The sequence below is a fragment of the Nonomuraea sp. NPDC050202 genome (assembly GCF_040656115.1).
Taxonomy (GTDB): Bacteria; Actinomycetota; Actinomycetes; order Streptosporangiales; family Streptosporangiaceae; genus Nonomuraea.
In genome coordinates this window covers 14,010-36,555 of sequence record NZ_JBFALF010000038.1, presented here as the reverse complement: position 1 = coordinate 36,555, position 22,546 = coordinate 14,010, and the positions used below count along the sequence as shown (strand labels likewise).

21 protein-coding genes are annotated in these 22,546 nt (G+C 71.9%); 11 read left to right on the top strand and 10 right to left on the bottom strand.

Annotated elements, in window-relative coordinates; translation table 11 throughout:
* Nucleotides 1-32 precede the first annotated feature (32 nt).
* The 5 genes from AB0I79_RS51800 to AB0I79_RS51780 form a co-directional block, all read right to left on the bottom strand.
* A complete protein-coding gene (locus tag AB0I79_RS51800; RefSeq protein ID WP_357890771.1) occupies nucleotides 33-1,193 on the bottom strand; it encodes a histidine kinase in 1,161 nt (386 codons plus the stop codon).
* 48 nt (nucleotides 1,194-1,241) lie between these two features.
* The gene (locus tag AB0I79_RS51795) at nucleotides 1,242-1,925 is read right to left on the bottom strand and encodes a response regulator transcription factor (RefSeq protein WP_357890768.1); all 684 of its coding nucleotides are present in this window, start codon (nucleotides 1,923-1,925) and stop codon (nucleotides 1,242-1,244) included.
* Complete coding sequence (locus tag AB0I79_RS51790; protein ID WP_357890765.1) at nucleotides 1,922-3,160, bottom strand: sensor histidine kinase; 1,239 nt, start codon at nucleotides 3,158-3,160, stop codon at nucleotides 1,922-1,924. Before AB0I79_RS51790 ends, AB0I79_RS51795 begins: the two co-directional genes overlap by 4 nt.
* Before the next feature lie 263 nt (nucleotides 3,161-3,423).
* Nucleotides 3,424-4,269: a GNAT family N-acetyltransferase gene (locus AB0I79_RS51785; protein ID WP_357890762.1), complete on the bottom strand. Its 846-nt coding sequence runs from the start codon at nucleotides 4,267-4,269 to the stop codon at nucleotides 3,424-3,426.
* A 457-nt stretch (nucleotides 4,270-4,726) separates the two neighbouring features.
* The gene (locus AB0I79_RS51780) at nucleotides 4,727-5,917 is read right to left on the bottom strand and encodes an MFS transporter (protein ID WP_357890759.1); all 1,191 of its coding nucleotides are present in this window, start codon (nucleotides 5,915-5,917) and stop codon (nucleotides 4,727-4,729) included.
* Between the two features lie 99 nt (nucleotides 5,918-6,016).
* Here AB0I79_RS51780 and AB0I79_RS51775 point away from each other — a divergent pair, with 99 nt between their 5' ends.
* The 4 genes from AB0I79_RS51775 (at nucleotide 6,017) to AB0I79_RS51760 (ending at nucleotide 12,095) form a co-directional block, all read left to right on the top strand.
* Entirely contained in the window at nucleotides 6,017-7,102 is a 1,086-nt protein-coding gene (locus AB0I79_RS51775) for a DUF5937 family protein (RefSeq protein ID WP_357890756.1), read from the top strand.
* 159 nt (nucleotides 7,103-7,261) lie between these two features.
* Nucleotides 7,262-7,960: a carbonic anhydrase gene (locus AB0I79_RS51770; protein ID WP_357890754.1), complete on the top strand. Its 699-nt coding sequence runs from the start codon at nucleotides 7,262-7,264 to the stop codon at nucleotides 7,958-7,960.
* 377 nt (nucleotides 7,961-8,337) lie between these two features.
* Complete coding sequence (locus AB0I79_RS51765) at nucleotides 8,338-11,157, top strand: BTAD domain-containing putative transcriptional regulator (RefSeq protein WP_357890751.1); 2,820 nt, start codon at nucleotides 8,338-8,340, stop codon at nucleotides 11,155-11,157.
* 122 nt (nucleotides 11,158-11,279) lie between these two features.
* Entirely contained in the window at nucleotides 11,280-12,095 is an 816-nt protein-coding gene (locus AB0I79_RS51760; protein ID WP_357890748.1) for a sulfite exporter TauE/SafE family protein, read from the top strand.
* A gap of 83 nt (nucleotides 12,096-12,178) precedes the next feature.
* Here AB0I79_RS51760 and AB0I79_RS51755 read toward each other — a convergent pair whose 3' ends face one another.
* From AB0I79_RS51755 to AB0I79_RS51740, 4 genes are read right to left on the bottom strand one after another with little or no spacing between them, the layout of a single operon-like run.
* A complete protein-coding gene (locus AB0I79_RS51755) occupies nucleotides 12,179-13,048 on the bottom strand; it encodes a TauD/TfdA family dioxygenase (RefSeq protein WP_357890746.1) in 870 nt (289 codons plus the stop codon).
* Nucleotides 13,049-13,070: 22 nt separating this feature from the next.
* Nucleotides 13,071-13,850, bottom strand: a complete 780-nt coding sequence (locus AB0I79_RS51750) for an ABC transporter ATP-binding protein (protein ID WP_357890743.1) — start codon at nucleotides 13,848-13,850, stop codon at nucleotides 13,071-13,073.
* Nucleotides 13,834-14,868 carry a glycine betaine ABC transporter substrate-binding protein gene (locus AB0I79_RS51745; protein ID WP_357890740.1) on the bottom strand — a complete coding sequence of 345 codons (1,035 nt, stop codon included), beginning with the start codon at nucleotides 14,866-14,868 and terminating at the stop codon, nucleotides 13,834-13,836. Before AB0I79_RS51745 ends, AB0I79_RS51750 begins: the two co-directional genes overlap by 17 nt.
* Before the next feature lie 31 nt (nucleotides 14,869-14,899).
* Nucleotides 14,900-15,760 carry an ABC transporter permease gene (locus tag AB0I79_RS51740; RefSeq protein WP_357890737.1) on the bottom strand — a complete coding sequence of 287 codons (861 nt, stop codon included), beginning with the start codon at nucleotides 15,758-15,760 and terminating at the stop codon, nucleotides 14,900-14,902.
* A 291-nt stretch (nucleotides 15,761-16,051) separates the two neighbouring features.
* Here AB0I79_RS51740 and AB0I79_RS51735 point away from each other — a divergent pair, with 291 nt between their 5' ends.
* From AB0I79_RS51735 to AB0I79_RS51710, 6 genes are all read left to right on the top strand, one after another.
* Nucleotides 16,052-16,516: an ABC transporter permease subunit gene (locus AB0I79_RS51735; RefSeq protein WP_357890734.1), complete on the top strand. Its 465-nt coding sequence runs from the start codon at nucleotides 16,052-16,054 to the stop codon at nucleotides 16,514-16,516.
* Nucleotides 16,489-17,256: an ABC transporter ATP-binding protein gene (locus AB0I79_RS51730; RefSeq protein WP_357890731.1), complete on the top strand. Its 768-nt coding sequence runs from the start codon at nucleotides 16,489-16,491 to the stop codon at nucleotides 17,254-17,256. Before AB0I79_RS51735 ends, AB0I79_RS51730 begins: the two co-directional genes overlap by 28 nt.
* Nucleotides 17,183-17,557 (top strand): helix-turn-helix transcriptional regulator, encoded by a 375-nt coding sequence (locus AB0I79_RS51725; RefSeq protein ID WP_357890922.1) that lies wholly within the window; start codon nucleotides 17,183-17,185, stop codon nucleotides 17,555-17,557. The genes AB0I79_RS51730 and AB0I79_RS51725 overlap by 74 nt, the downstream gene beginning before the upstream one ends.
* Before the next feature lie 5 nt (nucleotides 17,558-17,562).
* Entirely contained in the window at nucleotides 17,563-18,123 is a 561-nt protein-coding gene (locus tag AB0I79_RS51720) for an amidohydrolase family protein (RefSeq protein ID WP_357890729.1), read from the top strand.
* Nucleotides 18,124-18,214: 91 nt separating this feature from the next.
* A complete protein-coding gene (locus AB0I79_RS51715; RefSeq protein ID WP_357890726.1) occupies nucleotides 18,215-18,754 on the top strand; it encodes a hypothetical protein in 540 nt (179 codons plus the stop codon).
* A 392-nt stretch (nucleotides 18,755-19,146) separates the two neighbouring features.
* Complete coding sequence (locus AB0I79_RS51710; protein WP_357890723.1) at nucleotides 19,147-19,803, top strand: hypothetical protein; 657 nt, start codon at nucleotides 19,147-19,149, stop codon at nucleotides 19,801-19,803.
* Nucleotides 19,804-20,503: 700 nt separating this feature from the next.
* Here AB0I79_RS51710 and AB0I79_RS51705 read toward each other — a convergent pair.
* Nucleotides 20,504-21,382, bottom strand: coding sequence for an LLM class flavin-dependent oxidoreductase (locus AB0I79_RS51705; RefSeq protein ID WP_357890720.1), 879 nt, complete (start codon nucleotides 21,380-21,382; stop codon nucleotides 20,504-20,506).
* A gap of 136 nt (nucleotides 21,383-21,518) precedes the next feature.
* Here AB0I79_RS51705 and AB0I79_RS51700 point away from each other — a divergent pair, with 136 nt between their 5' ends.
* Nucleotides 21,519-22,514 carry a GTP-binding protein gene (locus tag AB0I79_RS51700; RefSeq protein WP_357890717.1) on the top strand — a complete coding sequence of 332 codons (996 nt, stop codon included), beginning with the start codon at nucleotides 21,519-21,521 and terminating at the stop codon, nucleotides 22,512-22,514.
* Nucleotides 22,515-22,546: the final 32 nt, after the last annotated feature.

The window sequence follows — 22,546 nt, the reverse complement described above, 5'->3', positions numbered from 1 at the left end:
ACGGGCGCCCGGGCGGTCCGCCGCCCGGGCGCTCACCCCCACGGAAGACGCACCTCGACCCTGAACCCGCCCTCCGGCAGCGGCGCCCCGGACGCCGTCCCACCGAGCCCCTCGGCGCGCTCGTGAATGCCGATCAGGCCGTACCCGCTCGCCCCGGCCCACCCGCGCTCCGCGCCCCCGCCGCCGTCGTCGGTGACCTGGATGTGCAGCCCGTCCGCCGCGTGACGCAGCACCACCTCCGCGGTGGCGTCCTTCTCCGCGTGCTTGAGCGTGTTCGTCAACGCCTCCTGCACGATCCGGTACGCCGCCTGCCCCACCTCGGGCGGCACCTGGCGAGGAGCACCCTCGACGCGTAATCGCACATCCAGGGGCAGCCACTCGGTCATCTCCCCGATCGCCTCGATGCCCAGTTGCGGCATCGCCGGGCCCTCCCGCAGCACGCCGAGCAGCATCCGCAACTCGGCCAGCGCGGTACGGCCCACGTGCCCGATCGCCTCGACGGCCGCGCCCGCCGCGGCCTTGTCGTCGTTCAGCAGCGCGACGCCCGCGCTCGACGACTGGATCACCATGGCGCTCACGTTGTGCGCCACGATGTCGTGCAGCTCGCGGGCGATGCGCATGCGCTGCTCGGCGAGCGCGGCCTGGGCCTTGCTCTCCTCGGCGCGGGCCGCGGCGCGCGCCACCGCCTCGGCCTCCGAACGCCGCAGCCTGCCCAGCCCCCACGCCGCCGCGCACGTCACGAACGACACCACGTACAGGTCGTCAGGAGGCGCGGCGGCCACAGGCCCCGCCGTCACCGTCACGAGCGCCGGCAGCAGCGTGCCCGCCAGGAAGACGACCGGCCGGCCTGAGGACGTCCACCGGCCCGCGGTGTAGAGCGCGAGCATGAGCGCGGTCGGGGTGCTCAGCTCCGACCACGAGGCGTTCCACTCCGCCCAGATGTCCCACCGGCCGCCGGCGAACCACAGCGCCCACACAAGGGCCAGCACCTGCACCGGGTATCTGCGCCGCAGGGCGAGGCTCGCGTAGGCCAGCAGGTCGCCCCAGAACGTCACCGGCAGGCGGCCGGGGCTGGCGATGGTGTGCTCACTGTAGGGCACCTCCACCAGCAGGAACGTGCAGGCCGCCGCGGCCAGCAGCGCGTCGGCGAGCTGAGGATGCTCGCTCCACCAGTCCAGGGCTCGCCGGATCATGGTCGAACGCTACGGCCGGACGTCCCGCCGCGCCAGCCGGTGATCGCCTCAGGTGTGCGCCGAGCCTTCCCAGCCGGGGACGATGAGGCCGGACTCGTACGCCAGCGCCACGATCTGCGCGCGGCTGGAGAGGTTGAGCTTCGTCATCGTACGGTTGAGGTGGGTCTTGACGGTGGCCTCGCTGACGCGCAGCCGGGTGGCAATCTCGGCGTTCGACAGCGCCCGCCCGACCAGTTTCAGCACCTCGACCTCGCGGGCGGTGAGCGGGTGCAGCGCGGGGGAGCGCAGCGCGGCGGGCGGGTCCGCCCGGGTGGTGTAGGCCTCGATCAGGCGCCGGGTGACGCTGGGCGCGAAGAGCATGTCACCCGAGGCGACGGTGTGAACGGCGGCGATGAGCCGCTCCGGCGGGGTGTCCTTGAGCAGGAATCCCGAGGCGCCGATGCGCAGGGCGTCGTAGACGTACTTGTCCAGGTCGAAGGTGGTCAGGATGAGCACGCGTGGCCGATGGTCGCCGTTCGCGGACAGGATGTGCTCGGTCGCGGTCACGCCGTTCATGCCCGGCATCCTGATGTCCATGAGGATGATGTCGGGCCGCGCGGAGGCTGCCTGGTCGATGGCCTCCTCACCGGTCGCCGCCTCTCCGACGACGTCGATGCCGGGAGCCGCGCGCAGCAGCGCCGCCAGACCTGCGCGGACGAGAACCTGGTCGTCGACGACGAGTACCTTGATCATGTTTTCGGCTTACCGTGTGTCCGAGGGGGGCGGTCGTCCGGGTGGGCGGACGACAGGGGCAGGGTGACCACGACCTCGAACCCGCCTGACGGCTGCGGCCCGGCCGTGACCGTTCCCTTGTAGAGCTTGACGCGTTCGCGCATGACGATCAAGCCATGGCCGTCCTCCTGGGGGGCGGCGTCCGCCCCGCGCCCGTCATCGGTGACGCGCAGCTCCAGCTCGGAGCCGTAATGGAGGAAGACCCGGGCCGTGGCCGGGCCCGCGTGCCGGAGCGCGTTGGTGAGGCACTCCTGCACGACGCGGTACGCGCACAGGTCGATCCCGGGCGGCAGCGGGCGCACCGAGCCGGTGACCGACACCTCGACCGGCAGGCCCGCCGAGCGCAGCCGTTCCACCAACTGGTCGAGCCGCTGCAAGCCGGGCGCGGGGTCGTAGCCGTCCGCGTCGTCGTCCATGTCGATGCGCAGGATGGCCAGCAGTCGTCGCATCTCTCCCATGGCCTCGCTGCCGGTGTCGGCGATGGTGGCGAGCGCGCCGCGCGCGGTGGCCGGATCGGAGCCGAGGACGTACCGGGCGAGGCCGGCCTGGATCACGATCACCGACATGTGGTGGGCGACCACGTCGTGCAGCTCGCGGGCGATGCGCATCCGCTCCTCGGTCACGGCGCGCCGCGCCCTGTCCTCCTGCTGGTGACGCAGCCGCTCGCTGAGGTGGGTGAGCCGCTTGTTGCGCTCGACCAGCATCCTGCGGCTGTTGCCGAACGTCCACGCGACGGCGATCATGACGCTCGTCTGCGCGAGGTTCGGCCAGAGGAACTCCGCCGGGCCGAGCAACGCCGTGTGCCACAGAGAGACGACCGGGAGCAGGATGCACGGGACGGACACGGCGGGCGATCGCCGGCCGGCCACCGTGTAGAGCGCCAGCAGCGGCGCCACCCCGTTGATCCGGGCATCGTAACCGGCGGCGTGGAAGACGATCGAGGCGGCGCAGGAGACCACCAGCATGCTGACCGGGGCACGCCGCCGCCAGGCCAGCGCCAGATTGACCATCAGGGTCAACACCACGCCGGCCGTCTCCAGCGGGCGCCGCGCATAGCCCGGATCGGCCGGGCCGTTGCCCAGGACCAGGCCGAACGTCAAGGTGACGCCGGAGACGAGGATGCTGAACAGCAGATCGGTGAGGAAGGGGTTCATCACGGCGAGCCGTCTGAGAGACGACAGCACCTTTGCGCGCATCAGCGCATGGTAGCCGCGACCGGCCGCGTCACTCATCACTCGTTCGGATGAGCGCTGCTACAACCCGTGCGGTATGCGCGCGGCACCGTACCGCAGCGGGTTGACCTCTTCGGGCGTGGCCGCCGGTCGGCTTTGTGTGCGATGCCGGTTTCCAGCGCCCTGAACGCTGCCGAACGTAAGGCTCACTCTTGGGACGACTGCCTTCTTCTTCCTCGGCGCGGGAGGACGCCACACTAGAGCCCGTACGGAGTTCGGATTTTCACCTAGGTCGTAGGCTGCGGGTCCACAAGACGGCTCTCCGGAGGTAACGTCCTGCCAGGTAGCTGCTGGGTGTCTTGTCGAACCGGAAGGCCCAGCCCACGCCACTTCTTGACCCGACCGGCGGCCTGCCCGCCCTGTCGGTGCGCCGACTGCGCTCCTCCTGGATCGTCGAGCTGCTGAGCGCCCGCATCGACCTCCTGCACCATGGCGCCATGCAGCCAATCTACAGCCCGAACAGGCCCGCGACCTCGCGGTCCGGCTCCCGGGCCGACCCTACGAGGGTACGGACGCGTCTTCCGCCATACCCTGACAACTCCCGACTCGCCCGGCATCCGCGGGGACGGAGCATTCGGGGCGGTCTGGAGCTCCACTTCCTCAAAGCCGAGGCGCCGGGGAACGCCCGCGCTGGCAAGATTGGCCGCGTCGTGCCGGATTTCCAGCCACGTGACTCCATCCAGCGCGAATCCCGCCGTGATCAGCGCGGCGACGGCCTCGGTGACCAGGCCCCGGCCGGTCCAGCCACCGTGCAGCCAATAGCCGATCTCCAGGCCGCCAGGCCCGGCCCTGCGCATCAGCCCGCAACCGCCCACGACCAGACCCTCCACGAGGATGGCGTACTTGTACGCCTCGTCCCGCTCCCACTCCGAATGAGCCGTGGTCACCAGGTTGGCCGCGACGTCGTGACTGTCTCCCACCGCAAGGAGCGACCAGGGGAGCAGATGATCGTGGGAGTCTCGGATCGCCTGGGTCGCCGCATCGATGTCCTTCTCCTCCCATCGGCGTAGTACAAGGCGGTCGGAGACAAGAATCGCGGCAGGACGATGCACCACCCCATGATGCACGCTCATACAGATCAAGCTCACCACGCGCTGAGCAGCTGTCGATCTCTGGAGTCGGCTGCCCACATGTCCGAAGTCCTCTGCGCAGCGCTGTCGGCGGTCCGAGGCACTGAAGGTGCTTGCCTCTCGATCACCACGCCGTGGCTCTACCGTCAGCTCTGCGCCTTGCCCAACCCGACGCCGGCCCCACACCGCTCGCAGACATGCTCATCGACCTCCTGCGTGATGTCGCCCGGCCGGCTGCCGCACCCGGCCGCATCGTCGGCGCTTCACCCGGCGGTTGCGGGCTACGGTTCTACCGTCCGCCGGCCGGGGACGGGGCGTGGCGAGGCCAAGCTCGATACGGCTGTTCAGGTCGAGCTCGAGCCGACCGGACGGGTACACGTGCGTCCTGAACAGCGGTGACAGCCCCCGGCACTCCGGCGGCGGTAGCGGCCGTCCCGTAGTGCCTGGTGATCGGGCATGCTCAGCGGGCGACGGCGCCGGCGGAGAGGAGCGTCGCGGCGGCGAGGCTGCCCCAGAGGGCAGCCGGGCCGTGGGGGGCGAGAGCGGTGATGACCGCTGGGGAGGCGGCGAGGCCGAAGCCCGTGGAGAGCTGGAAGCGGGCGAGGGTGCGTCCCAGGACATGCGCCGGGGCGAGGGCGGTGACGAGCGCGGTGGCGCTGCCTGCATAGATGATCTCGCCGAGGGTGCAGACCACGGACACCGCGGCGACGGCCGGGGCACCCCAGCCGTGTCCCAGGGAGGTGGCCGCGAGGAAGCCGAGGTAGGACGCGGTGAGCACCACGCCGGCGACTGCCAGCACAGACCGGCGGGGGAAGCGGGACATCAGGACGGTGACCGGAACCTGCAGGGTGACCACCAGCACCGTGTTGCCCACAAAGATGGCCGCCGACCACACCGGGGAGGCGTGCAGCTGCGTCACCAGGACCAGAGGGAGCGCGATCTCGGGGACGTTGAGGCAGAAGACGTAGATCACGTTGGCGGCCAGCAGCGCGCGCATCCGGGGTGCGGGCTCGTCGTCCCCGTCCTCGGCGGCGGTCGCGGCAGGGGCCGGATGCGCGCGCACGTGGACCGACCACGCCAAGGCCGCCGCGGCGAGATAGGCGAGCCCGGTGACGGCCGCGAGCACCTGCAATGCGGTGCTGCCGCCCGCCAGGCACGCGGTGGCGAGGAGTGCACCGGCGCCCAGGCCGGCGTTGCGCAGGGTGCGGCCTCCTGCGAGGGCGGCGTCGCGTTCCCGGCCGTGGGCGAGCGTGGCCACGAGAGCGGCGTGGGCGGCCGGCCATGCCTGGTTGCCGATGCCGAGAAAGAGCGACGCTGTCGCGAACAGCCAGACGTTCCCCGCCGGGGTGGCCAGCAGCAGCGCCACGCCCAGCACCCGCACCAGCATCGACGCCGCCACCACCGTGCTGCGTGCGCCCCGGTCCAGCCATCGGCCCACCGCGGGCATGCACAGGAGCCCCGCGACGACACCGGCCGTCATGGCGGTGCCGGTGACCGGCGCGGACAGCTTGAGCACCGTCATCCCGTAGAGCAGCAGAAAGGGCCGCAGCAGGCCGGTGCCGAGCGCGTCCACGGCCAAGGCGACGGCGTAGCGAGGGCCTCCGGAGGCACGGAGGAGGGCGCGGAAACGGATTCTGGTGGTGGTTGCCATGGCGCCAACGGTCGTGTCGGGCGCCGGATGCGGCACGCCGGTTGACGGACATCGTCAACCGGCGCCGTCACCGGCCGTCCGACCAGCGATGATGGGGGGATGGCGCTGCGCATCGACATCACCGGGCTCCCGGCCGAGCGGCTGCGGTTCGCCGCCTCCCCTCTGGCCGAGCTGACCGCGATGTTGCACGTCCTGGCCGAACCCGGACATCACCCGCGGCTGGCCGGCTGGGCCGGGGACGTCTGGGCCGGGCTGCCGCCGGAGCTGGCCGAGCGGTTGCGGGAGGCGGAGTTCCTCTGGCGTTCCTCACGAGCCGATTTCCTGGTCCCCGCCCGGCCTCGGCAGACTCTCGCCGAGGAACTGGACGATGTGGACCGGATCGACGACGAGGCCTATGTGACCGCCGCGCTCATCACCACGTGCGGCAGCAACCGGGTCCACTTCGCCGGGCCGTCGCCGCTCGCCGACGCAACCGCCCGCGAGCGGGCCCTGGACCTGGCCCAGGCCCGCGGCGCGCTCCAAGAGGCCTTCGCGGAGCGGCTGCTCGCGGACCCGGCCGCAGTGCGGGCGCGGGTGCGCCACACCCTCGAACAGTGCGCCGAGGCGTTCTTCGACGCCGCCTGGACAGGCGTCGCCGTGAGACTGGCCACCGATCTGCGCCTGAAGAACGACCTGCTGAAGCGCCAGGGCATCGGGGCGGCACTCGCGTCGGTCTCCGGCGCGGTCACCCTGGCACCGGACGGCGACCGCATCGTCGTGGACAAGCTGCAGGACAGGGCGGTCGCCGCCCACGGCACCGGGGTCACCTTCATCCCCAGCGTCTTCGGCCGCCCGCACCTGGTGGTGGTCCACGCGCCTGGGTGGCAGCCGGTGGTGCAGTACCCCGTGGCCGAGCCGAGCCCGTCAGAGCCGGTGTCGCTGGAAACGGTCACCCTCCGGCTGGAGGCACTCGCCCATCCGGTACGACTGCGCCTGCTGCGCACCCTGGCCCGCGGCCCGCACACCACCGGCGAGCTGGCCCACGCCTGGGAACTCTCGCCCCCGGAGGTCTCCCGCCACCTCGCCGTCCTGCGCCGCGCGGGCCTGCTCACGACCCGGCGGCATGGGCGCTACGTCCACTACACCCTCAACCTGCCCGAGATGACGACGCTGGGCACAGACCTGCTGGCGGCCGTCCTGCGCTGAGCAGAAGCGATGGATCAGGGCCATGAGCGAACGAATCCGCCATCGCCCCATGAAATCCTGCCATGACGGCGCGTAGTAACTCCTGTGACAAGTGTTACATTTTCTGGCGCGTAAAGCCGAGTGAGGCACATACTCCAGATCATGCAAAATGATCTTAAGATGGATCGGCGGAGATTGCTGCGCACGGGGCTTGTCGTGGGAGGCGGCCTGGTCGCCACGACGGTGTCCACCGGCACTGCCGTACACGCCCAGGCCTCCGACGGGACCGGGCCCGAGGAGCGTCCCGCCACCCCGGACCAGGCGTGGGCGAGGCTGCGCGAGGGCAACCGCCGCTGGGTGGCCGGCTCTCCCACGCATCCGCACCAGGACGCGGCGCGACGCGCGGAGGTCGCGGAGAAGCAGGACCCGTTCGCGGTTGTGTTCTCCTGCATCGACTCGCGGGTGCCCCCCGAGCTCGTTTTCGACGCCGGTTTGGGTGACCTGTTCGTGTTGCGGACCGCTGGTCAGACCATCGACCCGCTCATCACGGGCTCGGCGGAGTACGGTCCAGCCGAGCTGGGTACCCCGCTCTTCGTCGTGCTCGGCCACCAGCGCTGTGGAGCCGTCACGGCCGCCGCGGAGTCGCTGCACGACCACAAGAAGCTGCCGGGCAAGCTCAGCACGATCGCCTCCTCGCTGCGTTCGGCCTACAAGCGCTCAGGCGGCGACATCGACAAAATGATCCGGATCAATACCATCGACGTGGTGAAACAGCTCAAGAAGGATGAGCTGTTCGCGCCGCGCATCGCCAAGGGGCAGCTCAAAGTGATCGGCGCCTACTACTCGATCGACAGCGGCGAGGTCACCCGCCTGGTCTGACGGCGATGACCGAGACAAGCGCTTCCGGCCAGGGGCTGACCGACCGGCGGGACAAAGTACCGGGCTGCCACGGACCTGCGCGGTATCGCTGAGCACTGGCCGGCGACCCCTCAGACACTCCCTCAGCCCCGTGGTTGAGGGAGTCGGCGGGACCGGGGCGTCGCCGGGCAGGCTGGGCGTCCGCCGCAGCACAGAGCTCCTCGGTGCGGCGCAGGTAGGTGCGGAAGGCGGCTGGGTCGAACGTGCCGTCGGGGATCTGCTCGGGGAGGGAGGCATGGCCGCGAACTGTGAAGCGCGGGACAGCGGGCGCGCGACAGCCGTAGGATTCCGGTCTGGTCCGGAATGGCGGGTGACTGCGACGGAGTGAGGACGACGCCATGCACATGCGGGTCAAGGTGCTGGGGCCGTGGGAGCTGACCGCGGGAGACGCGGCTCTGCCGCTGACCGGCAGCCGGCGCGTGAGCCTCCTGGCCAGGCTGGCGCTCAGCGCGGGGCAGGTGGTCACCGCCAGGCAGTTGCTGGCGGACGTCTGGGGTGACGGTCCGACGGCGACGGCACCCAAGCAACTGCACATCGTGGTGTCGAAGATCCGTGAACACCTCACGCCGTACGTCGGTGCCGACGTCCTGGTGACCGCACCCGGTGGCTACCGCCTGGACCTGCCACGCGATCACGTCGACGCGAACGAGTTCCCCCACCTGGTCCGCGCCGCGCGCGCCGCCCAGCGGCAGGGGGAGCTCGCCGCCGCCGACCGGACGTTCCGGCGGGCGCTGGCCCTGTGGCGCGGGGAGGCGCTGACCGACGTGACGGGCCCATGGGTGCAGATCGAGGCCGCCCGTCTCACCGAAGAGCGCCTCACCGCCGTGGAGGATCATGTTGACGTACGGCTGGCACAGGGCGACCACAACGCCGTGGTGCCGGAACTGATCGCCCATCTCACGGATCACCGACTCCGGGAGCGTCCGTGCGGCCAGCTGATGCTGGCGTTGTACCGGGCCGGACGTTCGTCGGAGGCGCTGGAGGCCTACCGGGAGACCCGGCGCGTCATGCTCGCCGAGCTCGGCCTGGAGCCGGGGGTGACGTTACGGCGCCTCCAGCAGGCGGTGCTCCGCCGCGATCCCGCTCTCGACCTGACGACGCCGGCCCAGCGGATCACGCTCGGCAGGCCCCCCGCGCCCGCCGAACTGCCCGCCGGCACCCCTGCCTTCATCGCGCGCGACCTGGAGCTCGAGCAGCTCACGAAGGCGCTGTCCAGCGTCCCGGCGATCGTGGCCGTCGACGGTCCGGGCGGGATCGGGAAGTCCGCGCTGGCCGTGCACCTGGCGCACACCGTCGCCGACCGCTTCCCCGACGGCACGATCTACCTGGATCTGCGCGGTTCGACTCCCGGCCTGCAGCCGCTGTCGGCGCTCGACTGCCTCGGGAGGCTGCTGCGATCGCTCGGCGTGGGGGGCTCGGCCGTACCGGGTGATGCGGACGAGGCCGCGGCCCGCTTCCGCTCCCTCACCGCGACGCGGAAGCTGCTGCTCATCCTGGACAACGCGCTGGATGCCCGCCAGGTGCGCCCGCTCATCCCGGCCGGGCCGGGGTGCGCGGTCGTGGTCACCAGCCGGCAGGTCCTCACCCCGCTCGACGGGGTCCACCACCTGAGCCTGACCGGGCTCGACGCGACCGAGTCCACCTCGCTCCTGGCCCGGATCGTGGGCCCTGAGCGGGTTCACGGCGAAGCCGAGGCGGCGGAGCGGATCGTGGCGCTCTGCGGCGGCCTGCCCCTGGCCTTGCGCGTCGCGGCGGCCCGCCTGGTGGCGCGTCCCGACTGGACGCTGTCCCATCTCGCCGAGCGGCTCAACGACGCCACCCGCCGGTTGGACCTGCTGGAGCACGCGGATCTGGCGGTACGGGCCAGCCTCTCCGTCAGCCTCCGCCACCTGCGGGAGGATCCCAGCGGACAGGACGCCGCCCGCCTGTTCGCCCTGCTCGGCCTCCTCGACCTGCCCACCCACACCGTGGCCGCCACCGCCGCGCTGACCGGCTGGCATGAGCATCGCGTGGAAGAGGCGCTCGACAGCCTGCAGAACGTCCGCCTGCTCGAACCGGCGGGGCCGGCCCGTTACCGGATGCACGACCTGGTCCGCATCCACGCCCGCGAGCAGGCCGGGGACCTCTCCGAGCCCGAACGCCACGCCGCCGCCGTTCGCCGCGTGCTGCACCACTACCTGGCCACCGCCAAGACCGCCAGCCTGCTGCTCGATCCCGCGGCCGCCCTGGCACTGTCCGGCTACGAGGCCGACCGCCCCGGGATCGCGCTCGGCACCGCCGAGGAGGCCAGCGACTGGACGGAGCAGGAGCGCGACAATCTCGTGGCCGCCTGCCAGCAGGCCATGGCCGTCCAGGACGACCCCCGGACCGCGTTCGCTCTGGTCGCCACCGTCTACTGGCCCCTGGTCAGCAAGGGCCTCAACCACGAGGTGATCGAGCTTCAGACGCGCGCTCTCGAGATCGCCGTCGCGTGCGGTGACCACGCCGCCGAGGCGATGGGGAACCACCTCCTCGGGTGGAGGTACCAGGCGCTGGGACGGTTGCCGGATGCGACGCGGCACCTGGAGCAGGCGCTCGTCTGCTGGGAACGCGCGAACCTGCCAGAACGCATGATGTCCACCTACAACGGCCTCGGCATCGCCTACGCCCAGATGGGACGCTTCGACGACGCGCTCGACGCCATGGAGAAGGGCCGCACCCTGGCCGTAGCCAGTGGGAGACGGGAATTCCAGGCCGCCTTCCTGGGCAACACGGCCATGATCTACGTGAAGCTGGGCCGGCTCACCGAGGCCATCTCGACGGCGCAGGCAGGCGTGGCCCTGTGGGCCGGGCTCGGGCACCCGTTTCGTGAGGGAACCGCCTACGACACGCTGGCGAACGCCTATCGCCGGGCAGAACGGTTCGACGACGCCGAGTCCGCTTACCGCAAGGCCATCGAGCTCCAGCGCCAGGGCCGCTACCCCTTCGGGGAGGCCGCCTCCGAATGGGGGCTCGGGCAGACGTACCACGATCAGGGGCGCAGGGCGGAGGCGTGGGCATGCTGGCGGCGGGCGCTCGCCATCCTCCGGGACATCGATTTGCTGACCCAGGAAGAGGTGGAACGGCTTCTGTCGCAGGACGTGCCGGAGACCCCTGCGCCGATCCGGAACTCGTTGTGACGGCGCCGGCGCCGTGCCATCCATCCCCGCCGCCGGCCACCTTGCGGGGATGCGGGATGGTGAACTGAACGCCGGTCTCAGCCACCGGCGAGGTACGAGCAGGGAGGGGAGGGCGTCAGGACGTGAGCGCCGACGACGTCGCCGTGTCCGCCCGCGCGGTGCGTTCTCTTCCGCTGGCTTTCGCCGCCGGCGCCGCGGTGGGCGTGCTGGGCGGCATGATCGGCCTGGGCGGCGCGGAGTTCCGGTTGCCGCTGCTGATCAGCCTGTTCGGGTTCGCCGCTCTGGCGGCGGTCATCGTCAACAAGGCGATGAGCCTGATCGTCGTGCTGGCCGCGCTGCCGGCCCGGCTGTCCGCCGTCCCGCTCGCCGAGCTCGGCGCGCACTGGACGATCGTGGTCAACCTGCTGGCCGGGAGCCTGATCGGCGCCTGGGCGGGCGCCTCATGGGCGGTGCGGATGCGTGCCGCCACCCTCCACAAGGTGCTGGCGGTCCTGCTGGTGGGCATGGCGGCGGCGCTGGTGCTCACCCACACCGCCACCCTGGGCGCCCTGGCCCTGCCCGATCCCGCCCGGGCGGCCGCCGGGGTCGCGGCCGGGGCCGGCATCGGCGTGGTGGCCGCCATCATGGGCGTGGCCGGCGGCGAACTGCTGATCCCTGCGATCGTGCTGCTGTACGCCGCCGGCATCAGGACCGCCGGCAGCCTGTCCCTGCTGGTGTCCCTGCCCACCATGCTGGTCGCCTTCGCCCGCTACAGCCGCGACGGCAGCTTCACGGTCCTGAACGCCAACCGGCGCTTCGTCGCCGCCATGGTCGCGGGCTCGATCGCCGGCGCGCTGGCGGGCGGCCTGATGCTCGGCGTCGTCCCCGACGCGATCCTCGTCCCCGCCCTGGCCGTCGTCCTGCTCATCTCGGCGATCAAGATGTCGCGCCACGCCTGAGGCCCGCGGTCCGGCCACCGTGCCGCCATGACCGTCACCGCGATGGCCAGGAGCAGAACCCAGGCAGGGACGGGCCGTTTCCGTCAGCGGGCGGACGACGGCCCGAACGGGCGGTCGCCGCGCAGGGTGATGCGGTGCATGACGCGGTGGGCGGTGCCGTAGTCGCGGTTGGCGTAGTGGGAGGTGCTGCGGTTGTCCCACATGGCGACGTCGCCGAGGCTCCAGCGGTGGCGGACGACGTGCTCCGGCTTGGTGAGGTGGGCGTAGAGCAGGTCGAGGATGTGGCGGCTCTCGGCCTCCGAGACGCCGACGATGTGCGAGGTGAAGCCGGGGTTGACGAACAGGCCCTTGCGCCCGGTCTCCGGGTGGACGCGTACGACAGGGTGCTCCACCGGGTCCAGCCGGGTGACGACCTCGCCGTCCCAGACGCTGCCCTTGCCGCCGCGCCGCTGGGCCAGGTAGTAGCCGAACTCGCGGTTGCCGTCGTGCACCGCGGTGAGCTGATCGGCCAGCTCCTTGACCGGCGCCGCCAGGGAGTCGTAGGCGAGCTGGCTGTCGGCCCAGCTCGTGTCCCCGCCCGTGGGGGGCAGGACCACGGCGCGCAGGATCGAGCCGAGCGGCGGGCGGGGCATGAAGGTGACGTCGGTGTGCCAGACGTCGGCGAAGCCGTTGTCGGCGCTGTCGAGCGCGTAGATCTCCGGATGCGCCTCGTCCACGCCGCCGACGACGGGGTGGGAGGCGGTCAGCTCGCCGAGGCGGCGGCCCAGGGCGACCTGTCCGTCCTCGTCGAGGGTCTGCCCGGAGAAGAAGAGCACCTTCCGCTCGACGAGGGCTGCGCGTACCGCGGCCAGTTCCTCGTCGCCGGCGGTCGCCAGGTCGAGGCCTTCGACCTGGGCGCCGAAGTGCGGTCCGAGCGGGCGCAGGGTGAGCTTGGCGGCCAGAGGTGTGGACATGTGCGGCTCCTGTTCTTGCCGGTCATCCGGCGGCGTCGCGGACGGCGTGGCTGATCGTGGCGCGCAGCGCCGCGTATTCGGGCAGGGCGCGGAGCTCGTCGGGCTCCAGGCCGGTGCGGGGCAGGGGGATGTCGAGGTCGAGGGCGATCCGGCCGGGCCTGCTGGTGAGCACCACGACGCGACTGCCGAGGAAGACCGCCTCCTCGACGCTGTGGGTGACGAACACGGAGGTACGGCCGGTGCGCTCGCTCACCCGGCGCAGGTCCTCCTGCAACCGCTCGCGAGTGAGCGCGTCCAGGGCCGCGAACGGCTCGTCGAGCAGCAGCAGCGGGTCGTCACCCGCCAGCGCCCTGGCGATGGCGACCCGCTGCTGCTGGCCGCCGGACAACTGCCAGGTCCGGCGGTGGGCGACGTCGTGCAGGCCGACCCGTTCCAGCAGCTCAGGGACGCGCCGGGCGCGCCTGTCGCGGGGGACGCCCGCGTAGCGCAGGGCCAGCTCCACGTTGCCGCCCACGCTCTTCCAGGGGAACAGCCGGGGCTGCTGGAACACGATCCCGGCGCCGGTGCCGGGCACCGGCGGCGCGCCGGCGGTCCGTACGACGCCGGCGGTGGGCCGCTCGAACCCGGCGATCAGGCGCAGCAGCGTGCTCTTGCCGCACCCGGAGGCGCCGACGATCACGACGAACGAGCCTCGCGGAACGTCGAGGGAGATCGGGCCGAGCGCGGTCACGGCGTCGGCGCCCGTCCCGTACACGTGCACGACCTCCTCCACGTGGACGGCGGCCTCAAGGGGCGAGGACATCGGGCAGGCCCTTGTTGTAGATGGCGCTCCGCACGGTCGCCAGGTCGGGTACGGCCTCGATCTTCTGCAGGTCCTTGAGGAACTGCGCGGCGCTGACGAGGTTGCCGGCCAGCGCGCCGGGCTGCTCCGGCGTGCCGAGCCATTCGGCGGAGGCCAGGTCGGCCGGCTTGAGGAAGACGCCCTGGCTGAGCTGGTCCGCGGCGTCCTCCTCGGTGAGGTTGAGCTCGGCGGCGACGGCCGCGGCGGCCTCGGCGCGATCGTCGGCGATGAGCTGCAGGGCTCTCGCTTCTGCCCTGCGCCAGGCGTCCACCGCCTCCGGGTGCGCCTTGAGGAACGCGGTGGACACCACGCCGAGGTCCAGCGTGGGCTTGCCGGCCGTCGCCAGCTCACGGCTGGCGATCAGCACCTTGCCGTCCTTCTTCAGCTCCTTCAGCGTGGGCAGCCAGGTGTAGGCGGCGTCGATGTCGCCGCGCGTCCAGGAGGCGAGGATGTCCTGCGGCTCGAGGTCGACGATGGTCAGCTCCGACTCGCGTATCCCCGCCCGGTCGAGCGCGGCCAGCAGGCTGTAGTGGGCGGTCGAGGCGAACGACGTGGCGACCTTCTTGCCGCGCAGGCCCTCGATCGCCGACACGCCGCTGCCGTTCCTGACGACCAGCGCCTCGTTGTCGCCGGCCACGTCGAGCACGAACGCCACCTGGTACGGGATGTTCAGCGGGGCCGACAGCCCGCGGGCGACGGGGCTGGACCCGATGGCGGCGATGTCCACGCTGCCGGCGACGAAGGCGGTGTTGATGCTGGCGCCGGAGTCGAACTTCGTCCACTGGATCCGGTAGCCGGGCAGCGCCTCCTCCAGCCACCGCTTGTTCTTGACGATGAGGTCGCCGCTGGGGAAGGCCTGGTAGGCGAGGCGGATGCGGGGGGCCGCCGCGCTGTCACCGCCTCCCCGGGACGCGGTGCCGTCGCCGCAGGCGGCCAGGGCCGTGATCAGCACGAAGGGCAGCAGGAATCTCAGACGCATGGGGGCTTCCTCATGAGGGACGTGCGGCGGGTCACGAGCGGCCCCGCCAGGGGATGAGCCGTTTCTCCGCGACCCGCAGCAGACCGTCGATGAGCAGCCCGGACAGGCCGATGGCCAGCAGCCCCAGCACCACGACGTCGGTCTGCAGGTAACGCTGCGCGTCCCGCACCATGCCGCCGATGCCGGGCACGCCGTTGACCGTCTCCGCGGCGACCACGGACGAGTACGCGATGCCGACGGCCAGGCGCACGCCGGTGAAGATCTCCGGTAGCGCGCTGGGCAGCACCACGTCCCGGATGACGTGGCGCCGTGAGGCACCCAGCGCCCTGGCGGCCTCGACCAGGTCGGCGGGCGCGCCGTGCACGGCGGCGGCGGTGGCCACCGCGACCGGCGGCAGCGCCGCGATCGCCAGCAGCCACAGCTTGGGCGTCTCGTCGATGCCGAACCAGATGATGAGCAGGCTGAAGTACGCCAGCGGCGGCAGCGCCCGCACGAACGTGACCACCGGTTCGGCCACGACGCGGATCCACGGCACGGTGCCGAGCACGACGCCCACGACGAGCCCGGCGGCGATCCCGATCGCGGATCCGATGAGGATGCGCCGCAGGCTGATGCCGAGGTGCTCCAGGAGAAGGCTGCCGCTGTAGCCGCGGATGCCGTCGTGTGTCGTGGACAACCGCAGGAGCTGCTCCCACACGGCGCCGGGGGCGGGGATGAAGGAGGGGTTGGCCGCAGCGGTGGCGCCGAGCTGCCACAGGCCGAGGAGGGCGGCCCCGGCGAGCACGCGCACCATGATCCTGCGGGCCGCCGGCCGCCATCGCCGGGTGGCGGACGCCGGTCCGCCGTCGGGGACGGCGGTCGAAGGGACGGCCGTCGAGGTGGGCGAGGTCACCGCCTCGGCCGCCTGGTCGGGGGGCTCATGACCACGAAGTTACGGCGAAGCCGGGCTAAAGTCAACATTTCCTACTAGGAAAATGGGTTATAGGCGTACGCCTGCCACCAGGAGCTGTTCACCGCCCGCCCGTCCCGCACGAGGATGGCGCGGGCGGCCCCGGCCGGCCGGCGTCAGGCGACCGCGCGCAGCGGGACCGCGTTCACCTCGTCGGCCAGCGCGCGCAGCCGGGGCCGCAGTTCCTCGGCCAGCGGGGTGATCTGCGTGTCCAGGACGAACAGCCTGGCCCGCATGCTGCCCCACCTCGGCCTGGTCCCGCTGCTGCTCATCTGGGTCGGTATCGGGGAGCCGCTGAAGATCTCGCTGGTCGCGCTGGGCGCGTTCTTCCCGGTCTACCTCAACACCTACAGCGGCATCCGGGGCATCGACGAGCGGCTGGTGGAGGCGGCGCGCACCTGTGGCCTGTCCGCCGCGGCCCGGCTGCGGCACGTCGTGCTGCCCGGCGCGCTGCCGTCGCTGTTCCTGGGCCTGCGGCTCGCGTTCGGCGCGGGATGGCTCAGCCTGGTGGTCGGCGAGCAGGTCAACGCCGACAGCGGGCTCGGCTTCATGATGATGGAGGCCCGTGAGTTCGCCCAGACCGAGGTCGTCGTGCTGGGGCTGCTCATCTACGCCCTGCTCGGCCTGCTGTCCGATCTGGCTCTGCGTACGGCGGAAGGGAGGGCCCTGGCATGGCGGCGCGGCCTCGAGGCGAGCTGAGCCCCGTCACCCGCGCGGCGGACCTGGCGGCGGAGACGGTGGTCACCGCGCGGAAAGTCACGCGCGCGTTCGGCGGCACGACTGTCCTTGACGGGGTCGACCTGCGGATCCGGAGAGGTGAGGTGGTCGCGCTGCTCGGCGCCAGCGGCTCCGGCAAGAGCACCCTGTTGCGCGTCCTGGCGGGTCTCGACTCCGGAGCGGACGGCGAGGTCAGCACCAGCGGGCGCACCGCGGTGGTGTTCCAGGAGCACCGGCTGCTGCCGTGGAAACGCGTCGCCGACAACATCGCGCTCGGCCTGCGCGGACCAGACCTGGCCCGGCGTACGGCGGCGGCACTGGCCGAGGTCGGGCTCGCCGACCGCGGGCGGGCCTGGCCCGCGGAGCTGTCCGGCGGCCAGGCTCAGCGGGTCGCCCTGGCCCGCGCGCTCGTCCGCGAGCCCGACATCCTGCTGCTCGACGAGCCCTTCGCCGCCCTGGACGCGCTCAACCGGCTCAGGATGCAGGCGCTGTTCTTCCGCCTGCGCGGCGAGCACGACTTCGCCGCTCTCCTGGTCACGCACGACGTGAACGAGGCGCTGCTGATCGCCGATCGTCTCCTCGTCCTGGAGGACGGGCGCATCGCCGAGGACACCCCCGTCACGCTCGCGCACCCGCGCGCGCAGGACGATCCGGCCTTCGGCGCCCTGCGCCGCCACCTGCTCACCCGCCTGCGCGTGCCCTTACGCCCCGACCAGTCCTGATACAGGCCGGGACGGCTCCGGCGGTGGTGACGTTCATCCGGGTCGTGCTGGTCCCGGTCTGCCTTCGCGGAAGCCGTCCCCCAGGCTCGACCTGCTCACCTGCGGGGAGCGGGAGACACTCTCGCTAGTCGGCCGCGGCCTGTCGAACGCGGAGGTCGCCGCGGCGCTCGTCGTCGGCGAGCACACGGTGAGGACCCACGTCGGCAACGTGTTCGCCAAGCCGGCGCGCAAGGACCGGGCCCAGGCCGTCGTCGCCGCGTACGAGTCGGGCCTGATCTTCCGTACGGCTGAACGGCCCTGACGTTCGTGACAGGGCGGGTGGGTCGTCGTCCCAGGCGGACAGGCCGGCCGGGCGCAGCTCAGGTCGCCCTGGCCAGCGACATGTTCACGCAGATGCGCGCCCTGCACACCATCCAGCGCATGCGCGCCGTCCACGCCGCCTACGGCACCGGCGAGCAGCCCGCCCGGATCGGCGTGGCCGACGTGCTCGACTTCGCCACCCTGCAGGGCGCCAGGAGCATCGGCCTGGGTGACGTCACCGGCCCCCTCACCCCCGGCAAGCAGGCCGACGTGCTCGTCGTGCGCGCCGAGGACCTCAACAACATGCCGCTCAACGACCCCATCGGCACTCTCGTCCTCGGCTCCGACGCGCGCAACATCGACGCCGTCTTCATCGCCGGCCAGGTCCGCAAGTGGGCCGGCGCGGTCCTGGATGTCGACCTGGTGGCGCTGCGCGAGGACGTGCGCGCCTCCCGCGAGCGCGTCCTGCACGCCGCCGGCCGAGCTGACCGGCCACGTCGATGTACTGATCAACAACGCGAGCCGTCCCGGGCCGCCCACCCGGTTGCCGCCCGGCCGCCGAACTGACCAGCCGCCGCACCTGGTCGAGCCCGATCGCTGACTGCCGACGCCGCGCCCGGACAGCGACCCGGCCGCCCTGCGCACCGCGGTCTTCACCTTGCTGCGGCTGCGCAACGGCAAGGTGCGCGAGGTGCCCATCCACCCGCAGCTGCGCCAGCCCCTGACCGACTGGCTGGACGCACCGCTCCTGGCCCGCCGCCGCCACGCCGCGCGCCCTGTTCCTCAACCGCCGCGGCGGCCGCCTGCCGCCCCGCGGCGGCGAGGGCCTCGTCACCGTCGCCGAGATGGCCGGCCACACCCGCCTGGACACGCAGCGCGTCGCGACGCCTTCGCCATCAGCGACGGCTACTGCGAGCGCGCCGCCGCCCTGCTGGCCGAAGTGCTCGGCGAGCACCTGCGGCGCCGCTACTTCCATGGTTCCCGCGGCGCCGACCTGGCCATACTGCTCCGCAACGGCGAGGCAGAACTGCTCGACGCGACCCCTGACGACGTCGACCGCGTCGCCGTGGCGATGGTCACCCTGGCGACGGTCCTGCAGGACGCGTTCGCCCCGCCGCCGCCGGACAACGAGAGTCCCACCGACCGTGCGTGGAGCCGCCCGGGTGGCCGCCGACACAGCCCGCATCCTCAGCATTGACCAAGCGGATTTACTGCAAGATCAACACCGCTTGGGCGTCATGCCGGGTTCCTTGTCGCCACGCCGCCGCAGGGCGCTCGAATGGGAATTTATTGGAATGAGTGTCGTGCTATGTCTCGCGACATGCAAACGAAGCCAAAATCGTTGTTGAATGATGGCCCCTTTGAAGGCTTTGGATTTGGGGCGCTGTTTAGCTTCATAGGCGTAAATACAATGATCCTAGTGGGTATGTCTGCTTCGTCCGGGCGTCTAACAAGGTGTAGGCACCGGATTTCGCGCCGATTTATCCATGAATGGAAACAAAACACGTGAACACCGAAATCCAGCGATCGCGGACGTTCCGCCACGGGCGTATCGCGACACTAGCTCTGGCCGCTGTGGCCGCCGGTCTCATGTCCGCTCCGCTGGCCCAGGGAGTGGCGAGCGCGAGCTCTGTCGCGACCCAGGCCGACGCCGGCTACGTATCAACGGGGAACCTCGCCATGGGCTGCCCGGGCTTCGTCTCGACCGCGTGCGGTTCCTACTGGCGGGACGACGAAAGCACGTCCGACCACGACGAGTGGGCCTACAACGAATCCGACCAGGACCACGAGAAGTGGGACGACGACGAGTCCGACCAGGACCACGCGAAGTGGGACGACGACGAGTCCGACCAGCACCACGGCAAGTGGGACCGCAAAAAGGTCGTCTTCGGTAAGTTCGTCTACGGCAAGTTCGACAGATACAGCCACGGCAAGCCCGAGAAGTGGGCTTACGACGAGTCCGACCGCCACCACGACAAGTGGGGTTACGACAAGTCCGACCACCGCTACGACAAGTGGGGTTACGACAAGTCCGACCACCGCTACGACAAGTGGGACGAGGACGAGTCCGACCAATACCACGGCAAGTGGGACCGCAAAAAGGTCGTCTTCGGTAAGTTCGTCTACGGCAAGTTCGACAGATACAGCCACGACAAGCCCGAGAAGTGGGGTTACGACGAGTCCGACCGCCACCACGACAAGTGGGGTCACGACAAGCCCGGCTTCTACCAGCGCGCCTGGAACTAGCGCGCGGGCATTTCGTGGCATGGCGATCGGCGATTGAGTCCGAAATCGTTATCGCCCGCTTGTAAAGGTGAACGACAAATACCGTGGCGAATGATTTCGCCGCGGTATTTGTTTGGCGTAGGCGTCTATGCGGCCGTCCCGAGGACCGCCGGACCCGCCACGGCGCAGGCCGGCACGCGTACATCGACCTGCCGCATGGCGTCGGTGGCGTGGCGCCGAGCCGTCGAGGTGGTTGCCGTTTCCCGCCTTCCGCAGGTTGCTCGGCACGTCGTGGCCGCGCCGGACAGGCGGTCCGTCAGCCGTGCTCGCCGCCGCCCCGCTGCGGTGGCCGGACCCACGGCTGCTCGTGCCCGTCGCCGTGCTCACGGGTATCGTGCCGCTGCCGGGTGCCGCTGCCGGGTGCCGCGGCGAGGCCACGGGGAGGGCCGGGAGGAGCTGGGGCTGGGTGCCGCGCCGGCCTACTCCTTCGTCCTGCCCGGCCGGCGCTGCTGCTGTCGATCTGTCAGGACAGTTACGACAACGGTGTGCTGCGCCACATTCAGGAAGCTCGTCACCCGCGGAGGGCGCCGGTCAAGCCGGGCTCGTCCGCGAGGATCACGACCGCGGCGGCGCCCCGGCCAGGCGATGGGCGAGCCCTGGCCAGGCGCCACCCGACCGCGCGGGCCCGGGAATCGGCGCTGCCCTGAGCGCCTTCGCCGGTTCAGCCGGTCAGGAGCGCACGTGCCTGCGCGAGGGTCTCCGCCTGCCGCATCCACTCCCCGCCGTCCAGCCCCAGCCCGACCGCGTCGGCCCCGGCCTCCGCGTACGCCGCCAGTCGCTCGGCCACCCGCTCCGCGCCGCCGGTGACCGGGATGTCCCTGGCCACCTCCTCCGGCATGCCGTGCGGCCCGGTCAGCGAGGCGACGAACGACTCCAGGGCGGCGCGGTCGTCGACCAGGATGGCGTGGCCGCCCACCGACACCTGCGGCACCGGGCGGCCGAGCTCCTCCGCCAGCTCGCGCAGCCGCGCCACCTTGGCCGCCAGGCCGGCCGGGGTGATGAGGGAGGGCGCCCAGCCGTCGCCGTACAGGATCGCGCGGCGCATGGCCGCCTCCGAGTTCCCGCCGACCAGGATCGGCGGGACGGCGGCGGCCGGGCCGAGCGTCACCTCGGTCTCGCCCACCAGGGTGGGTCTTCCGGCGATCAGATCGGGCAGCGCCCGCAGCGCGGCATCGGTCCAGCGGCCCCGGCCGGTCGCCGGCGCGCCGACCGCGCGCCAGAACGGCGAGCCGGGGAAGCCGCCGATCCCCACGCCGAGCACCACCCGGCCGCCCGAGAGCTGCTGCAGCGTCTGCACCTGGGAGGCCACCCACGCCACCGGGCGCAGCGGCAGGCTCAGCACGCCGAACTCCAGCCCGATCCGCTCCGTGACGGCCGCCACGGCGGCCAGCGTGAGCGCCGGGTCCGCGCCCGGCGTGCCGTCCCCGATGATCACGTCGGCCATGCCGGCGGCGTCGTAGCCGAGCTGCTCCAGGTGGCGCGCCTTGGCGATGTCGGGGACGCCTCTGTAGTCCGTGGGCAGGCTGGTGGACAGGCGCATCGTGATCACCCTTCTTGTGGCATGCGGTCAGGCGTCACGGTAGGACCTCAAGCTTGGTTGACATCAAGTCGGCCGGGGGAGTCGTGGTGTGACAAGATGGCGATAATGGTTTTCATTCTGGTTTGAGGGGGTTCGCGTGACCACTCCTGTCATCCTGGTCGCCGGTCCGTACGCCGGCGCCCGCGCGGCCGTCGTGCGGCGGCTGCTGGCGGATCACCCGGGGTCGGTGGCGACCCGTCACGAGCTCGGCCCCGGGCCGCTCCCCGGCGCCGCCCTCCTGGTGATGGAGCTGGCGGACACCGCGGAGCCGCGCGCGTTCGCCGAGGCCGTCGCCGTCCGGGCGGGCCTGCGCCTCGCCGCCGTGCTCACGGTCCTCGACGCCCGCCTCATGCCGGTCGACATCCTGCGCGGTGACCGCCTGCCCGGCCGCGACGAACGGTACGTCGCCGAGGTGCTGGCCAGGCAGCTCGAGTACGCCACCCACCTCGTCCTCGACGGCGGCGACGCCGAGGACGGCGAGCTGGCACGGGCGGTGCTCGCCCACCTGGCGCCCGCCACCCCCGTCCACCACCTGCGCGACGGCCTGCCGCGGCTGGCCGGCCGGACGGTGTGCCCCGAGGAGCTGGCCGACCGCGTCGATCCCGCCACCGCTCTGCTGCCCTGCGAGGCCAGGACCGGCACGGTCACCACGGTCGTCTGGCACCGGCTGCGACCTCTGCACCCCGGCCGCCTGTTCCAGGTCACCGAGGAGCTGGCCGCCTGCTCGGTACGCGGTCGCGGCCGCTTCTGGCTGGCCAGCAGGCACGACCGCCTGCTGGCCTGGGACTCGGTGGCGGGCCGGCTCACCGTGCACGACGCCGGCCCCTGGCTGGCCGCCCGGCCTCCGTCGGCGTGGGACGCCTGCCGCCCGGCCCGCCGCGCCGTGGCCGCCCTCGACTGGAACCCCCTGACCGGCGACCGCGTGCAGCACCTCGTCTTCACCGGCCCCGACCTCGACCACCGGCGCATCTGCGACCTGCTCGACGGCTGCCTGCTCGACCAGGCGGAGATGCTGGCCGGCTCGGACGCCTGGAGCGGCTACGACGACCCGTTCTCCCTCGTCCTCGACGTGGACACGATGATGCTGTCCTGACGGACCCGGCGTCCTCCCGAGCCGGACTCACG

What these genes read in the sequence shown, in the direction of transcription:
- AB0I79_RS51800 (WP_357890771.1), bottom strand. Translation starts at nt 1,193, where the DNA reads ATGATCCGGCGAGCCCTGGACTGGTGGAGCGAGCATCCTCAGCTCGCC.
- AB0I79_RS51795 (WP_357890768.1), bottom strand. Translation starts at nt 1,925, where the DNA reads ATGATCAAGGTACTCGTCGTCGACGACCAGGTTCTCGTCCGCGCAGGT.
- AB0I79_RS51790 (WP_357890765.1), bottom strand. Translation starts at nt 3,160, where the DNA reads ATGCGCGCAAAGGTGCTGTCGTCTCTCAGACGGCTCGCCGTGATGAAC.
- AB0I79_RS51785 (WP_357890762.1), bottom strand. Translation starts at nt 4,269, where the DNA reads ATGAGCGTGCATCATGGGGTGGTGCATCGTCCTGCCGCGATTCTTGTC.
- AB0I79_RS51780 (WP_357890759.1), bottom strand. Translation starts at nt 5,917, where the DNA reads ATGGCAACCACCACCAGAATCCGTTTCCGCGCCCTCCTCCGTGCCTCC.
- AB0I79_RS51775 (WP_357890756.1), top strand. Translation starts at nt 6,017, where the DNA reads ATGGCGCTGCGCATCGACATCACCGGGCTCCCGGCCGAGCGGCTGCGG.
- AB0I79_RS51770 (WP_357890754.1), top strand. Translation starts at nt 7,262, where the DNA reads ATGGATCGGCGGAGATTGCTGCGCACGGGGCTTGTCGTGGGAGGCGGC.
- AB0I79_RS51765 (WP_357890751.1), top strand. Translation starts at nt 8,338, where the DNA reads ATGCACATGCGGGTCAAGGTGCTGGGGCCGTGGGAGCTGACCGCGGGA.
- AB0I79_RS51755 (WP_357890746.1), bottom strand. Translation starts at nt 13,048, where the DNA reads ATGTCCACACCTCTGGCCGCCAAGCTCACCCTGCGCCCGCTCGGACCG.
- AB0I79_RS51750 (WP_357890743.1), bottom strand. Translation starts at nt 13,850, where the DNA reads ATGTCCTCGCCCCTTGAGGCCGCCGTCCACGTGGAGGAGGTCGTGCAC.
- AB0I79_RS51745 (WP_357890740.1), bottom strand. Translation starts at nt 14,868, where the DNA reads ATGCGTCTGAGATTCCTGCTGCCCTTCGTGCTGATCACGGCCCTGGCC.
- AB0I79_RS51735 (WP_357890734.1), top strand. Translation starts at nt 16,052, where the DNA reads ATGCTGCCCCACCTCGGCCTGGTCCCGCTGCTGCTCATCTGGGTCGGT.
- AB0I79_RS51730 (WP_357890731.1), top strand. Translation starts at nt 16,489, where the DNA reads ATGGCGGCGCGGCCTCGAGGCGAGCTGAGCCCCGTCACCCGCGCGGCG.
- AB0I79_RS51710 (WP_357890723.1), top strand. Translation starts at nt 19,147, where the DNA reads ATGTCCGCTCCGCTGGCCCAGGGAGTGGCGAGCGCGAGCTCTGTCGCG.
- AB0I79_RS51705 (WP_357890720.1), bottom strand. Translation starts at nt 21,382, where the DNA reads ATGCGCCTGTCCACCAGCCTGCCCACGGACTACAGAGGCGTCCCCGAC.